Source organism: Ruegeria sp. AF8 (genome assembly GCF_056541825.1).
In genome coordinates this window covers 35,143-48,628 of sequence record NZ_JBQFYW010000019.1, presented here as the reverse complement: position 1 = coordinate 48,628, position 13,486 = coordinate 35,143, and the positions used below count along the sequence as shown (strand labels likewise).

Sequence of the window (13,486 nt, the reverse complement as noted above, 5' to 3'; positions counted from 1 at the left end):
CGGGTTTTTCTTTTGCAGAACGGTGCCGGGTTACCAGATCCGGCATTTCCGTGTCATGGCGGATACAGAAGTTGCGCTGGCGGTCCGGTTCGCGACGCAAAGAAGGGTTTCACGCAGCTTCAAAGTTCATTGTCACATGGCGCCGAGCAACATGCGCAAGCTGGGATTGCGGCCCACGAATTAGAAGTTTTCGAGCCAGGGCCGGATATCCAGCTCGTTCGACCATGCGGAGCGGTCCTGGGCAATCAGGTGCATGTATTCGCGCGCGATGGCATCGGGGTTCAGCATGCTGTCGGGGGCATCCGCCGGTTCGGTTCGCGTGGCACTGCGAATCGCGCCGTCGATATTGATCCAGACCACGTGGATACCCTTGGGGTGCAATTCGCGCGCCATGGATTGCGCCAGGCCCCGCTGCGCGAACTTGCCCATGGCAAAGGGTGCCGACAGGGGAAAGCCCTTGACCCCCGCCGACGCGCCGGTGAACAGAATGGTGCCCCGACGGCCCTGTGACGGTTCCTGCGCCAGCATGCGCCTGGCCGCGCATTGCCCCAGCAGAAACGCGCCATAGGCCGTAACTTCGACTGCTTTGCGCACGGTTTCGGGGTCCAGGTCGGTAATCGGGCCGCGCTGGCGGGCAGAAGGATTGTAGCAGGCGACGCGCAATTCGCCCGGCAGAGACGCGACAAGCGCGGCCATGCCGTCGGCATCGGTGCCATTGAGCGCGTGGGTCTCGGCACCGGTTTCGGCGGCCAGTTCCGCAAGATCGGAGGTATTCCGGGCCGCCAGATGCACCGCATATCCGGCCCCAGCCAATTCGCGGGCGAAAGAGGCCGACAATCCGGCACCGGCCCCGATGATCAGCGCGGCGGGCTTGTTGGTGGAAACGTTGGGCATGATCTGTTCTCCTGCGGTCAGCATGACAGGAAGCTTAGGGCCCCGCAAAGCAAATGCCAGCGGTCAGCCGCCCAGCAAGACCGCCTCGACCCGCCGGTTGCGATCGCGACCCTCGGGCGTCTGGTTCGAGGTCAGCGGCGCCAGATAACCGACGCCCTCGGCCTCGAGCCGTTCGGCATCGACGCCGTGTTCCGCCACCAAATGGTCAAGAACCGACTGGGCGCGGCGTTTGCTGAGGGCGGTGTTGCCTTCCAACGTTCCGACATCGTCAGTGTGACCGACCAGCGCAAGGCGCAGTTTGGGGTTTTCGGCCAGCAACTCCGCGAGCGTTTTCAGCGACGCGAACGGTCCCGGCCCCAGCGCATCGGCACCGGTTTGGAAATCCAGATCTTCGAGGATGGCGCGGCCATTCAGGCGCAGGTCCGCCAGCACCCCCTGAGAGCCATCTTCGGTTTCGTAGACGACAAAGGGTGTTTCGGCCTGAACATCAGCGGGCCCAACGCTGATCACCTGCAGATAGGCGTCCGGCGGATTGCGACTGACCAGCAGGCTCAGCGCCTCGTCGCCACGTACCGCCGAGACGAAGCGATAGTCGCGCAATGCCACATACATATCCGGATTCGGCACCACCTCGGTGCCGAAACGGAAGTCGAAACCGCCGCATTGCGCTGCGTCGCAATCCAGCAGGATCTCAAAACCCTGTGCCGTGATCTGATCCCGCATCGGCGCGAGGATCTGCAACGTGGTCCGGGAACCGGAGCGCACCCGCCATGTCCGGCGCTCGACGCGACCTTCGATCATGCGCGAGGGAACGGCGTCACCGGAAAAGACCCCAACCGGCAGTTCATAGCTGTCCAGCGCGCTGATCCGTTCGGTCAGCTGTCGCGCACCGCTGGGCAGCGTCAGTTCCTGCGCCGCCGCCGGGGCGGCCATCAGAGCAAAGCAGAAGGCGACAAGGCAGCGGATCATCTGAACTGTGCGTGATACTCGTCATTGGGCACCATCGCGGTGGCGCTGGCGACGCGGTTGGACATGTTGAAAAAGCCGGTCACGTTGGCGATATCCCAGATGTCGCGGTCGGTGAAACCGGTGTCGCGCAGGCGTTGACGGTCGGGTTCCTCGATCTCGGCGCTGGAGATGGTCATTTTGGCGGCAAAATCCAGCATGGCGCGCTGACGGATGTCCAGCGGAGCGACGCGATAGTTCATCACCAGCATTTCACCCAGTTGCGGATTGCCCGACAACTGACGCACCGCGGCGCCGTGGGCCACCAGGCAGTAAAAGCACTTGTTGATGGACGACACGACCACCGCAATCATCTCGCGTTCCAGCTTGGACAGGCCGCTATCGGCCAGCATCAGGTCGTTATACATCGCCGTGAACGCGTTCAGCTTGTCGACATCGAAAGCGTTCGCTTTGAGAACGTTGGGCACCATGCCCAGTTTCTCGACACAGATGTCGAAGTACTTCTGCGTCTCGGGCGGCAGCGGGTCCACCATCGGCAGGTCGAGCGCGGTGGGCTGGGTGGTGTGATCGGTCACGACTGTCTTTCTCCCCTCAGACAAGCTGGCGATAGTGATACTCTCCCGCAAGATCCATGCCGAGAGAGCGATAGAGGCCATTGGCCGCCTTGTTCGCCTTGGTGCAGATCACGCTAAGCGTCTCGGCCCCATTGTCCAGCGCCCAAAAAGCCGCGCCGCGCACAGCCCACTGTCCCAGACCCTGACGCCGTTGATGCGGCAGGATCTCCAGAGCGTGCACCATGGCAACGCCGTCGTGAATGGCAACAAAACCGGTGCCGCCGGGTTTGTCGCGGTGGCGCATCAGCAGGCCGGTCTTTGGCCCCCCGGCGCGGTCCATCACGGCGAGCCGTTCCGGGCCGATACCAGCCTGCGCCCAGATCTCGCGCATGATCGCCAGCGGCTCCCATAAGGTAAAGACGGTGACGCGGGGGATGGGGATGTCGGTGAGATGCGCGACGGGGCAGGCATAGAGGTTGACCGCATCAAATTTTTCATAGCCGCGGGCGGCAAGTTGCGCATCCAGCGCCTCGTCAACCGGACGCAGGCAGAACAGGCGCTTTTGCCCCATCGCCTGCATGTCCGCCTCGGCGGCGTCGATATCTGCCGCAGCGACCTCGCCGATGCGGCTGGCCGCCGACACGCGCGAGCCGCCCCCCTGCCCTTGCCGCAACATGAACGGCCCCGACCGCATGAAGCGGGCAGCTGGCCAGGTGCCGTCGACGACCTCTGCCCAGTCGGTGCTCAAAGCTCAAGCTCCTTCGCCAGACGGGTCATGGCGGCGTCGACGCGTGCGCCGTCGGTACCCCGGATCACCACATTGGCGCCGAAGGCACCGTTCACCTGAAATGGATAACAGCCGATGGTCAGATCGCCGAACCCGTCGGCCAGCCGCGACAGCGTTTCGGCAATATCGCCTTCGCCCCGGTCCACGCGCAGGGTCTGCGACAACAGCGGCGCGCCGCCGGTCAGTGTCGGCAGGATGCTTGCCACCATAGCCTGGAACACAAGCGGCACACCTGCCATTACATGCACATTGCCCAGGGTAAAGCCCGGCGCGGTCGAGACCGGATTGCCGATCAGTTCCGCCGTATCCGGAATGCGGGCCATGCGCATGCGGGCGGCGTTGAGTTCCAGCCCTGTCTTTTCGTAATGCGCCTCGAGCAGCGCGCGGGCGTCGTCGCGCACGTCGATGCCGACACCGAAGGCGCGGGCGATGCAATCGGCGGTGATGTCGTCATGGGTCGGGCCGATGCCGCCACTGGTGAAGACATGGTCGAACCGGTCCGAAAGCTCTTTGGCCGCGGTTTCGATGGCTTCCGGATCGTCACTGACAACGCGCACCTCTTTCAGGTCGATGCCGTGCTTGGTCAGTTCGCCCGCCAGAAAATGCATGTTGGCATCGCGGGTGCGGCCCGACAGAATTTCATCCCCGATCACGAGCATTGCGGCGGTTGGGTTGGCCATGGCACCCTCTCCTCTTGAACGACCTCTAGCGCAGGTATAGGCCCGGACCCTTGCGCTTTCAAACCCCTGTTGTCCCCGCCCGGCTGTTCTGACGCAACAAACGTTTTTCGGGTAACCGCCCGGTCTGCCTGCACTGACGGCCGCCGTTAGTGAGGGATAGTGTCCATTGGCGAGTAAGTGGACACTATCGGGGTTGAAGGTGGCAAAGCGGCGCAGGCGGCGGAATTGGTCTAAAGACGAGAAACGGATGATCCGCGCCCAGGCGCGGGTGATCGAAATGTGCTGAGAATTTCTCTCGTACTTCGTCACCTGAGCAGGCTTCCAACACCGTGTACTGAGACGCCCTACTCTCAAATATCGACGTCAGTGGTAGCAGTTTTGTGTCTTCAAAAAACTTAGTCGGGCAGAGGCTCAAAACTAGGGTCAGGATTCACAACCGGTAGATGACAATTGCCGCGCGAGCTATGGCTGAGAGGAAGACCTTGGGACATCGGTCATCGCGGGTTTCCTGCCAGTTCGAGCCTCGCGCGGATTGCCCAGACCTGTTTCGGCAACGGTGGCCGTTTCTGGCCGATGATCCGGCCCTTTCTCCAGGCTCTTCGTTTCGGGGTGACGGCGGGAAGTTGTTCTCTTGGCATGGTATGCCCTCCAATCCGCCCGCAAGGCCCAGACATCGGCACCGCGCTGGCACCTGAATCTTACCGCGGTTTGAATGGCCGTTGTCCGGTTGCCTGTTCTTTGGGAAACGCCGCAGATGCATTGGGCAGGTCTGAGCCCCAAAGCAGACGCTTGGTCAGATGAACTATCGACAGTTTTTCACTCAATGAGACCATCTGGTGGCTGATCGGCAGCTGCAAGCATGTGCGGCCGGGGTTTAGTCAATTGGAAACTGGGGCGCGAAAACAACGATTCAAAACGATCAAAGCGCGCATCAGCCAATTTTAGCCCGGCGACCTCGCGATCACGCGCCCAGTACAGAAAAACGGCGGCGACCATACTGGCAATCTCTTCGATTTCAGTTTGTTCGGACAACCAATGTATCGTTCGAATGAATCTATCCAAGTTTCGCGCACCCGGTTCAAAACCCAATCCGTTTTCGGAAAATTGGCCAAGTCCAGCCCATTGCTGATATGCTGCCTGAGCCAATACGTCGCCGGCAGAAAGAGCAATCACCAGATTCTCACGTGTTTGATCGTTATAGGGAAACGGGACAACTTCGGCGGCAAGACTGGCCAGATGCTCAATTATATTGAGCGTTGGAAACAAAGGAGGCTGGCCTTCGCGAGTCAAGAGTGGCACCTGCCCCATGGGCGTTAATGCATCTATTTCAGGTGGCAAAGGAAAGGGTACTTCAGTGAACTCAATTGCAAGCCGCCACTCATGAACCAAAATTCTGACCACTCGTGCAAATGGCGAACCATCTACGTAAATCAGTTCCATCGTGACCCCCCTATTGTTTTTGAGCACCAAGCCAAAGGCCGGCGCAATCAACTGGCCACAATGGTGAACTGGCTAGCCTGATCCGATTGGTCCCCTCAGACCGCCTGAGAAATACAGTTGCTATTCATCCATCACACTTGGAATAGCCGCAGCTGCGGCAAGTCATGCAACCCTCGATCATCTGCATGTCGTATTGGCCGCAGTTTGGGCAGGCCTTGCCGCGCGGCTCTCCGGCATTGACCACCTGTGCCTGGGGGTCGGATTTCAGTCCCATCCCCTCACCCTCCAGGAAACCGATGGCGACCATGTGCTGTTCGATCACGCCACCAATCGCGGCAAGAATCGAAGGGATGTATTTGCCCTTAATCCAGGCCCCGCCGCGCGGGTCGAACACGGCCTTCAGTTCCTCGACCACGAATGACACGTCGCCGCCGCGCCTGAACACCGCCGAGATCATCCGTGTCAGCGCCAGCGTCCAGGCGTAGTGCTCCATGTTCTTCGAGTTGATAAACACCTCGAACGGACGGCGGCGGCCACCGATGATGATGTCGTTGATGGTCAGATAGATCGCATGCTCGCTGTCTGGCCATTTCAACTTGTAGGTATTGCCTTCCAGCGCCTGTGGGCGGTCCAGCGGCTCGGACATGTAAATGACGTCACCGCCCTCGACTTCATGCGGGGCGCCGGCGCTTTCGCCGGGTGCCTTGTCGGCGCTTTCCGAGACGGTCAGGACCGAGCCGGTCACTTCATTGGGTCGATAGGTGGTGCACCCTTTGCAGCCCTGATCCCAAGCCTGCATGTAAACATCCTTGAAGGCGTCAAAGCTAATATCCTCGGGGCAGTTGATGGTCTTGGAAATCGAGCTGTCGATCCATTTCTGCGCCGCCGCCTGCATCCTGACGTGATCCGAGGGCGACAGGGTTTGCGCGTTGACGAAATAATCCGGCAGCGCCTTGTCGCCGAATTTGTCGCGCCACAGCTGCACGGCGTAATCCACGACCTCTTCCTCGGTACGAGAACCATCCTTCTGTAGCACCTTGCGCGTATAAGCATAGGCAAAGACCGGCTCGATACCGGAAGACACGTTGCCCGCGTAAAGGGAAATCGTCCCTGTCGGGGCGATCGAGGTCAACAACGCGTTGCGGATGCCATGTTCCCGGATGGCATCGCGCACATCTTCGTCCATCCGCTGCATGGTGCCGCTGGACAGATAGGCGTCGGCATCAAACAGGGGGAACGCCCCTTTTTCCTTGGCCAAGTCCACCGACGCGAGATAGGCAGCGCGGGCGATCGCGTGCAACCATTTCTCGGTTTGACGCGCCGCCTCGTCCGAGCCATAGCGCAAGCCCAGCATCAGCAGCGCATCGGCCAGACCGGTGACGCCCAGCCCGATGCGGCGCTTGGCCTGCGCCTCGGCCGCCTGTTCCGGCAGCGGGAATTTTGACGCGTCAACCACATTGTCCATCATGCGCACGGCGGTGGCGACCAGGTCCTGCAGCGCGGTCCCGTCCAGATGCGCGCCCGGTTCGAATGGCTCGGCCACCAGACGCGCCAGATTAATCGAACCCAGCAGGCACGCGCCATAGGGTGGCAGGGGTTGTTCGCCACAGGGGTTGGTCGCCGCGATGGTCTCGACATAGCTCAGGTTGTTGGCCTGATTGATCCGGTCGATAAATATCACGCCCGGCTCGGCATAGTCATAGGTGGCCTGCATGATCTTGTTCCACAGATCACGCGCCTGAACGGTGTGATAGATCTTGTCACCAAACACCAGTTCCCACGGGCCGTCGGCTTTGACCGCCTCCATGAAGGCGTCCGTCACCAGCACTGACATGTTGAACATCCGCAGGCGGGCAGGATCGGATTTTGCGGTGATGAACTGATCGATATCTGGATGATCGCAGCGCATGGTCGCCATCATCGCACCGCGGCGCGAGCCTGCGGACATGATGGTGCGGCACATTGCATCCCACACATCCATGAACGACAGCGGCCCCGAGGCATCCGCCGCAACGCCATGTACATCCGCGCCGCGCGGACGGATGGTCGAGAAATCGTAACCGATGCCGCCACCCTGTTGCATCGTCAATGCAGCCTCTTTCAGCATGTCGAAGATACCGGCCATGCTGTCGGGCACCGTGCCCATGACAAAACAGTTGAACAGGGTCACCTGCCGCGCCGTGCCCGCGCCTGCGGTGATGCGCCCGGCGGGAAGGTATTTGAAATCCTCCAACGCTTCGTAAAACTTCTGCCCCCAATGCGCAGAGTCCCCCTCGATCTTCGCCAGATCGCGGGCGATACGCCGCCAGGTGTCCTCGACCGTCTGGTCGACGGGCGCGCCGTCGGCCTTTTTGAAGCGGTACTTCATGTCCCAGATCTGCTCGGCGATGGGGGCGGCAAAGCGGCTCATTGGCGATTCCTGTTTAGCAAAGTGGAATACAAGATAGACCAAATGAGTTGCGGAACGCCACAACAACTTGATGGCTGCCGTCGTTGCTCTACAATATCAGGAAAGGTCGTGGGGCGACTCTGTGGGAAAACTGTGGATAAGTATGTGAACCTGATCAAACTGTCAGTCGGTTCGGAAAGCGTCAATACGCTGGCCGAGTGGCAGCACACGCGCGCCGCCCAAACCAGCGACGGCCTGCCGCGCCACGTCACCCGCATGTGGCCCAAGCGCGAGGTCGAGATTCTGAACGGCGGCTCGATCTATTGGGTGATCAAGGGGCTGGTGCAGTGCCGCCAGCGTATTCTGCGGCTGGACGAGGTGATACGCGAGGACGGCATCCGCCGCTGTGCCATCGTGCTGGAGCCGGAACTTCACCGCACCCAGAGCGCGCAGAAACGCCCGTTTCAGGGCTGGCGCTATCTGAAACCCGAAGACACACCGCCCGACCTGCCCAAAGGGCGGATGCAGGATGATGCGCTGCCGGAGGAGTTGAACCGGGCGCTGGCCGAAATCGGCGTGCTTTAGGCCGCGCGGTCAGCGTAGCCTTTCGATCAGGGTCTTCAGCGTCCGTTTCTGATTGTCGTCACAGGCCGCTACCCGGCTGCGCCACAGGGTGGCCTGCGACCTCAGCACCAGACCGTCCGACAGGATTTTCAGGTGGTTGGCGCGCAGGGTTTCGCCGCTTGACGTGATATCCGCAATCGCCTCGGCGGTTTCGTTCTTGACGGTACCTTCGGTCGCGCCCTGGCTGTCGACCAGCGTATAATCCGCGACACCGGCCCCGTTCAGGAACTCGCGCACGAGGCGGTGGTATTTGGTGGCGACCCGCAAGCGGTGGCCGTGGTTGCTGCGAAAGGCCGAGGCCGCCGCGTCCAGATCATCCAGCGTGTCCACGTCAACCCAGCAGGCCGGGACAGCCACGACCAGGTCGGCCTGACCAAAGCCCAGCGCCGCCATCTGTTCCAACTGCTGCTCCCATCGCGGCAGTTTTTCATGGATCAGGTCGGTTCCGGTCACGCCGAGGTGAATCCGCCCCGCCGCCAGTTCGCGGGGAATTTCACCGGCGGAAAGCAGCACCAGAGACACCCCGTCAATGCCGTCCACGCGACCGGCATATTCACGGTCGGCCCCGGCACGGCTAAGCGTGACGCCCCGCTTTTCGAACCAGGCGAAGGTCTTGTCCATGAGCCGGCCTTTGGAGGGGACACCCAGTTTCACGTTCATTCTGCGGCCTCCTCGATCTCCAGCATCAGGTCGGGGCGCAGCACGCCGCCGACAGCAGGGATTTCCTGACCATTGCCCAGATGACGCGTCAGCGCGTCATAACGCCCGCCGGTGGCGACCGGCGGCAGATCGGGGCGGCCTTCGGCATAAAAGCCAAAGACGAAGCCATCGTAATATTCCATCGAGGTCCGTCCATAGGCGGCTTCGAAATCCAGCCTGGCCACATCGACGCCGCGCGCCGCCAGCGCCGCGATGCGGGTTTCCAGCCGGTCCAGCGCCGGGGTGATCCGAGGCAGGTCCACCGCCACGTCCCGCAAACGTTCGAGCGCGAATGGCATCGTCTCGCGCACCGCCATCAGGGTTTCGAGGCCGGCGATCTCGTGATCCGAAATCGGCCCTTCGGCGGCATCGGCGCGCAGGGCTTCGATCCGTTCCATGACTTCCACCGGGCTGCGTTTACCGATCACCGGAGCGTCGCATGCCATCGGGTTCTCGGCGACCAGCAGCGCCTTGCGGCTTGCCGGTTCGGGTGCGCGCCCCGAAAAGCGATCTAGCAACGCCCGGAACCGCCGTGGACGCCACAGGTGGCGCATCAGCGCGGCTTTGCGACGCTCAGTGGTGTTCAATCCCTGAACGGCCGCAATCAGGATGCCGATATCGCCGGTGGCCGCCCGCAAGGGCAGCCCACGCAGTTGCAGGGCGAAAAGCGAGAAAACCTCGGCATCCGCCGCAGCCGGGTCTTCGCGGTCGAACACCTCATAGCCCACCTGCACGTATTCATTGGCCCGGTCCGGGTCGAGTTCCTGACGCCGAAACACTTCGCCCGAATATGTATAGCGGGCCGGTTCTGCCCCGTCATTCATGTGCATCTGCACCACCGGAACAGTGAAATCGGGGCGCAGCATCTGTTCGCCCCGCAGCGCGTCAGATGTGACATAGGCACGGGCGCGGATGTCTTCACCATAGAGGTCCAGCAGTGTGCCCGCCGGTTGCAGCAGGGGCGGGTCCACAACTTGTCCGCCCGCGGCCTCGAACCGGACACGCATCATCGCGGCGCGGGCCTGAATCTGGGAACGATTGGGCATGGCCTAGTCCTGACTGTCCAGAATTTCACGCACTTTCGAAACCAGATCACCCCGCGGCACTTCGAACTGGCTGGGGCGTTCTTTCCATTCCTCCAGCGTGGCGCTTTCGGCGATCTTCGCGCCAAGGATCAGGTCCTTGATCTGCACGATGCCACCCGCCTTTTCGTCGCCACCCTCGATCACCGCAATGGGCGAGTTCCGCTTGTCGGCGTATTTCAACTGGTTGCCGAAGTTTTTGGGATTGCCCAGATAGACCTCAGCCCGGATGCCTGCATTGCGCAGCTCGGCCACCATGGCCTGATAGTCGGCCATGCGGTCGCGATCCATCACTGTAACAACCACCGGCCCAGTAGCCTGCGCGCTGATCCGGCCTTTTTCGCGCAGCGCGGCCAGCAGGCGGTCGACACCGATGGAGATACCGGTCGCGGGCACTTCCTGCCCGGTGAAGCGCTTGACCAGATCGTCATAACGCCCGCCACCCGAGACAGACCCGAACTGCCGCTTGCGGCCTTTCTCGTCAAATACCTCGAAGGTCAGTTCGGCCTCGTAGACCGGTCCGGTGTAGTAGCCCAAGCCGCGCACGACCGAAGGGTCAATCTCGATCCGATCCGCGCCATAGCCACCCGCATCCAGCAGGGCACCGATCTGTTCCAGTTCAGCAATTCCATCCGCGCCGATCTTGCTATCGCCCACGGCGATGCGCAAATTCGTCAGTGTTCCGGCTGTATCCGCAGCCTTGGAGGTCAGGAAGGCAATCACCGGTTCGGCCTGATCATTGCTCAGGCCCACCCCGTCGATGAACGCACCCGAGGCATCCAGACGGCCCTTGGTCAGAAGCTCGCGCACACCCTGCTCGCCCACTTTGTCGAACTTGTCGATGGTGCGCAGCACGCTGTCGCGGGCGGCGGCGTCTTCGCCCAGACCCATCGCCTCGAGCACGCCGTTCAGCACCTTGCGGTTATTGACTCGCACCAGATAATCGCCGCGCGGTATGCCGACGGTTTCCAGCGTGTCCGACAGCATCGCACAGATCTCGGCATCCGCAGCCATCGAGGCCGTTCCGACAGTATCCGCGTCGCACTGATAGAACTGGCGAAAGCGCCCCGGTCCCGGCTTTTCATTGCGCCAGACCGGACCCATCGCATAGCGGCGATAGGGGGTGGGCAGGTCGTTGCGGTGCTGCGCATAAACGCGCGCCAGCGGCGCGGTCAGGTCATAGCGCAAGGCCATCCAGTCGCCATTGCCGCCCTCGTCGAATTCCTGCCAGGCAAACACACCCTCGTTCGGGCGGTCGACATCGGGCAGGAACTTGCCCAACGCCTCGACGGTTTCGACCGCGCTGCTCTCCAGTGCATCAAACCCGTAGCGATGATAGACACCCGCGATGGTCCGCAGCATCTCGGTGCGCTGCGTAACTTCCGAGCCGAAATAGTCGCGAAACCCTTTCGGCGTGATTGCCTTGGGGCGGGGCTGTTTCTTGGGCTTGGCCATTTGGGGCGTCCTTGCGGATATTCCTGTTTCGCGCGCGGTCTAGCCGATGGTCCACGCAGGGGCAAGGTAATGCGCTGCCGCAGCCGCCTGTCCCTGATCATTCCTCGGGGCAATCCGTTAGATTTCGCTGAAATCCCCCGACCGCCCCTTGCCCGCGGCAAACTGCGCGGCACCGGCGCGACCCTCGGCGGTGAATGCGGCGGCCGAGCGCCATTCGCGGCGCAGGGCGGCGGCCAGATCGGCGGGTGGCATCCGGGCCGAAAGGTGATCGGCGCGCAGACAGGCCTGCGGAAAGCGGGCCAGATCGCGGGCCAGATCCTGCGCCACCGCCAATGCCTCGCCCTCGGGGCAAGTCCGGTTGGCGAAGCCCAGGGCCAAAGCCTCGTTCGCGTCGACGGGGCGTCCGGTAAGGATCAGGTCGTTGGCCCGCCCCTGCCCCAGAATCGCGGGCAGCCTGACAGTGCCGCCGTCGATCAGCGGCACACCCCAGCGGCGGCAGAACACGCCGGTCACCGCACCCTCGGCCATCACGCGCATGTCGCACCACGCGGCCAGTTCCATACCGCCCGCCACTGCCGGGCCTTCAATCGCGGCGATGACCGGCTTGGAGAGCATCAGCCGCGACGGACCCATCGGGCCGGGGCGCGGGTCGTTGATCGGATCGGTCCAGTCGGCGGGAATGTCCAGCGAGGCGATCCAATTGTCCGCCTGTCCCGATCCCGCCGACTTGAGGTCGAAGCCCGCGCAGAAATAGCCGCCCGTGCCGGTCAGGATGGCGACCTGTTGCGTCTCGTCCGCCTCGAAGGCGAGAAACGCAGCATAAAGCGCCTGCGCCGTGGCGGGATCGACCGCGTTGCGAGCCTCGGGGCGGTTGATGGCGATGGTCGTGATCGGCCCGGTGATGTTTGTCAGAATGGTCATGGCGGTCCCCTCTTGCTTTTCAGCCTTGCCTTGGGTGGCGGGGCTGGCAAGTGTGACGTCGCGCCTGTATGAGCGGGGGCAGCACAATCAGGGAGCCTGCCGATGCAGCATCTGGAAGAACAGATCGCCCATCTGACCCGCACCGTGGACGAGTTGAACGCGGTCGTCACCCGGCAACAGGCCGAGATCGACCGGCTGACCCGCCGAGTCGAGATGCTGATGCAGCGCGAAGCGGCGCGCGAGCAGGAAGGATCGGGCGGGATCGTGCTGGGCGATGAACGCCCGCCGCATTATTGAGGGCGTTGTGATGGCTGAAAAGTCGGATGGTGAACCCTGCGTGTGGGTTGCCACAACGGTCAACAATATCAACGCGATAGACGGTGTATCCCGTCGGGAATACACTGACAGTTGGGAAAAGAAACAAACCCCAGAGATAGTCGAGAAATTCAACAAAATACTAAACGCCGCTGCACAGGCTTGGAAGCGTGGCGACATCCTGACCAAGGAACAGGTCGGGGATGTCTGGCATTACAACTCCAGAGCTGAAGACTACACCGCGCCATTTATCAGTGGCGGAGGGTGGCCGATGGTGTCCGATTCCGCAAAGGCCGTGCTGGAACAGTATGATCTGGGCAAGACGGTGTTTCACCCGCTGACGCTGATGGATTCGACCGAAAGCTACCTGACCACATCCGAGCCCTACTACTTTCTGAATGTGGCGAACAAACGCTCGATGGGCAACTATGAGGCGCTGGGGCCGGAAGGTGATATTCGTTCACCGCTGAACAATCGCCATGGCGCACGCTATCTCCCCAGAAGCAACCGGGAATCCGAGCTTGTCGTTGTTCCCGAAGCGCTGGGAGGCCCGGATATCTGGCTGGACCCATTGGTGCCCAAACTCTTCTTTTTGTCCAACCGCCTTGTGTCCGGCCTGAAGGCCTCAGGGGTCGACAAGGGCTGGGGACTGGTGCGCTGTGGAGTGGGCGTGCTGTAAC

14 protein-coding genes and 1 pseudogene are annotated in these 13,486 nt (G+C 62.0%); 3 read left to right on the top strand and 12 right to left on the bottom strand.

The window, feature by feature from the left end; genetic code table 11:
• Positions 1–180 precede the first annotated feature (180 nt).
• The 8 genes and pseudogenes from ACR0AO_RS21050 to ACR0AO_RS21015 form a co-directional block, all read right to left on the bottom strand.
• The gene (locus ACR0AO_RS21050; protein WP_480608125.1) at positions 181–894 is read right to left on the bottom strand and encodes an SDR family NAD(P)-dependent oxidoreductase; all 714 of its coding nucleotides are present in this window, start codon (positions 892–894) and stop codon (positions 181–183) included.
• 63 nt (positions 895–957) lie between these two features.
• Positions 958–1,863 (bottom strand): OmpA family protein, encoded by a 906-nt coding sequence (locus ACR0AO_RS21045; protein ID WP_480608122.1) that lies wholly within the window; start codon positions 1,861–1,863, stop codon positions 958–960.
• Positions 1,860–2,435 carry a peroxidase-related enzyme gene (locus tag ACR0AO_RS21040; RefSeq protein ID WP_480608119.1) on the bottom strand — a complete coding sequence of 192 codons (576 nt, stop codon included), beginning with the start codon at positions 2,433–2,435 and terminating at the stop codon, positions 1,860–1,862. Before ACR0AO_RS21040 ends, ACR0AO_RS21045 begins: the two co-directional genes overlap by 4 nt.
• A 16-nt stretch (positions 2,436–2,451) precedes the next feature.
• Entirely contained in the window at positions 2,452–3,162 is a 711-nt protein-coding gene (locus ACR0AO_RS21035; protein WP_480608116.1) for a GNAT family N-acetyltransferase, read from the bottom strand.
• Positions 3,159–3,881 carry a competence/damage-inducible protein A gene (locus ACR0AO_RS21030; RefSeq protein ID WP_480608115.1) on the bottom strand — a complete coding sequence of 241 codons (723 nt, stop codon included), beginning with the start codon at positions 3,879–3,881 and terminating at the stop codon, positions 3,159–3,161. The genes ACR0AO_RS21035 and ACR0AO_RS21030 overlap by 4 nt, the downstream gene beginning before the upstream one ends.
• Positions 3,882–4,378: 497 nt before the next feature.
• Positions 4,379–4,519 (bottom strand): annotated as a pseudogene (locus ACR0AO_RS21025) (integrase); the annotation flags it as partial.
• A gap of 178 nt (positions 4,520–4,697) precedes the next feature.
• The gene (locus tag ACR0AO_RS21020) at positions 4,698–5,321 is read right to left on the bottom strand and encodes a glutathione S-transferase N-terminal domain-containing protein (protein ID WP_480608113.1); all 624 of its coding nucleotides are present in this window, start codon (positions 5,319–5,321) and stop codon (positions 4,698–4,700) included.
• A 124-nt stretch (positions 5,322–5,445) separates the two neighbouring features.
• Positions 5,446–7,731, bottom strand: a complete 2,286-nt coding sequence (locus ACR0AO_RS21015) for an adenosylcobalamin-dependent ribonucleoside-diphosphate reductase (protein ID WP_480608110.1) — start codon at positions 7,729–7,731, stop codon at positions 5,446–5,448.
• 132 nt (positions 7,732–7,863) lie between these two features.
• On the opposite strand from ACR0AO_RS21015, the gene ACR0AO_RS21010 reads away from it, so the two are divergent.
• A complete protein-coding gene (locus tag ACR0AO_RS21010; protein ID WP_480608107.1) occupies positions 7,864–8,295 on the top strand; it encodes a DUF1489 family protein in 432 nt (143 codons plus the stop codon).
• Between the two features lie 9 nt (positions 8,296–8,304).
• Here ACR0AO_RS21010 and hisG read toward each other — a convergent pair whose 3' ends face one another.
• The 4 genes from hisG to ACR0AO_RS20990 all read right to left on the bottom strand — a co-directional run bounded on the left by hisG (position 8,305) and on the right by ACR0AO_RS20990 (position 12,491).
• On the bottom strand, positions 8,305–8,994 hold the full coding sequence (gene hisG / locus ACR0AO_RS21005) for an ATP phosphoribosyltransferase (protein ID WP_480608104.1): 690 nt from the start codon (positions 8,992–8,994) through the stop codon (positions 8,305–8,307).
• Positions 8,991–10,079 (bottom strand): ATP phosphoribosyltransferase regulatory subunit, encoded by a 1,089-nt coding sequence (locus tag ACR0AO_RS21000; protein ID WP_480608102.1) that lies wholly within the window; start codon positions 10,077–10,079, stop codon positions 8,991–8,993. The genes hisG and ACR0AO_RS21000 overlap by 4 nt, the downstream gene beginning before the upstream one ends.
• 3 nt (positions 10,080–10,082) lie before the next feature.
• Positions 10,083–11,570 (bottom strand): histidine--tRNA ligase, encoded by a 1,488-nt coding sequence (gene hisS, locus ACR0AO_RS20995; protein WP_480608099.1) that lies wholly within the window; start codon positions 11,568–11,570, stop codon positions 10,083–10,085.
• A gap of 117 nt (positions 11,571–11,687) precedes the next feature.
• Positions 11,688–12,491 (bottom strand): crotonase/enoyl-CoA hydratase family protein, encoded by an 804-nt coding sequence (locus ACR0AO_RS20990; RefSeq protein ID WP_480608096.1) that lies wholly within the window; start codon positions 12,489–12,491, stop codon positions 11,688–11,690.
• 102 nt (positions 12,492–12,593) lie between these two features.
• Here ACR0AO_RS20990 and ACR0AO_RS20985 point away from each other — a divergent pair, with 102 nt between their 5' ends.
• Together ACR0AO_RS20985 and ACR0AO_RS20980 are read left to right on the top strand one after the other, a co-directional pair.
• Entirely contained in the window at positions 12,594–12,788 is a 195-nt protein-coding gene (locus tag ACR0AO_RS20985; RefSeq protein ID WP_480608093.1) for a SlyX family protein, read from the top strand.
• 10 nt (positions 12,789–12,798) lie between these two features.
• Positions 12,799–13,485, top strand: a complete 687-nt coding sequence (locus tag ACR0AO_RS20980) for an imm11 family protein (RefSeq protein WP_480608090.1) — start codon at positions 12,799–12,801, stop codon at positions 13,483–13,485.
• The last annotated feature ends 1 nt before the right edge of the window (position 13,486 follow it).

Bases quoted from the DNA above. Each gene is read 5' to 3' on its own strand.
- ACR0AO_RS21050 (WP_480608125.1), bottom strand. From the start codon at position 894: ATGCCCAACGTTTCCACCAACAAGCCCGCCGCGCTGATCATCGGGGCC.
- ACR0AO_RS21045 (WP_480608122.1), bottom strand. From the start codon at position 1,863: ATGATCCGCTGCCTTGTCGCCTTCTGCTTTGCTCTGATGGCCGCCCCG.
- ACR0AO_RS21030 (WP_480608115.1), bottom strand. From the start codon at position 3,881: ATGGCCAACCCAACCGCCGCAATGCTCGTGATCGGGGATGAAATTCTG.
- ACR0AO_RS21020 (WP_480608113.1), bottom strand. From the start codon at position 5,321: ATGGAACTGATTTACGTAGATGGTTCGCCATTTGCACGAGTGGTCAGA.
- ACR0AO_RS21015 (WP_480608110.1), bottom strand. From the start codon at position 7,731: ATGAGCCGCTTTGCCGCCCCCATCGCCGAGCAGATCTGGGACATGAAG.
- hisG (WP_480608104.1), bottom strand. From the start codon at position 8,994: ATGAACGTGAAACTGGGTGTCCCCTCCAAAGGCCGGCTCATGGACAAG.
- ACR0AO_RS21000 (WP_480608102.1), bottom strand. From the start codon at position 10,079: ATGCCCAATCGTTCCCAGATTCAGGCCCGCGCCGCGATGATGCGTGTC.
- hisS (WP_480608099.1), bottom strand. From the start codon at position 11,570: ATGGCCAAGCCCAAGAAACAGCCCCGCCCCAAGGCAATCACGCCGAAA.
- ACR0AO_RS20990 (WP_480608096.1), bottom strand. From the start codon at position 12,491: ATGACCATTCTGACAAACATCACCGGGCCGATCACGACCATCGCCATC.
- ACR0AO_RS20985 (WP_480608093.1), top strand. From the start codon at position 12,594: ATGCAGCATCTGGAAGAACAGATCGCCCATCTGACCCGCACCGTGGAC.
- ACR0AO_RS20980 (WP_480608090.1), top strand. From the start codon at position 12,799: ATGGCTGAAAAGTCGGATGGTGAACCCTGCGTGTGGGTTGCCACAACG.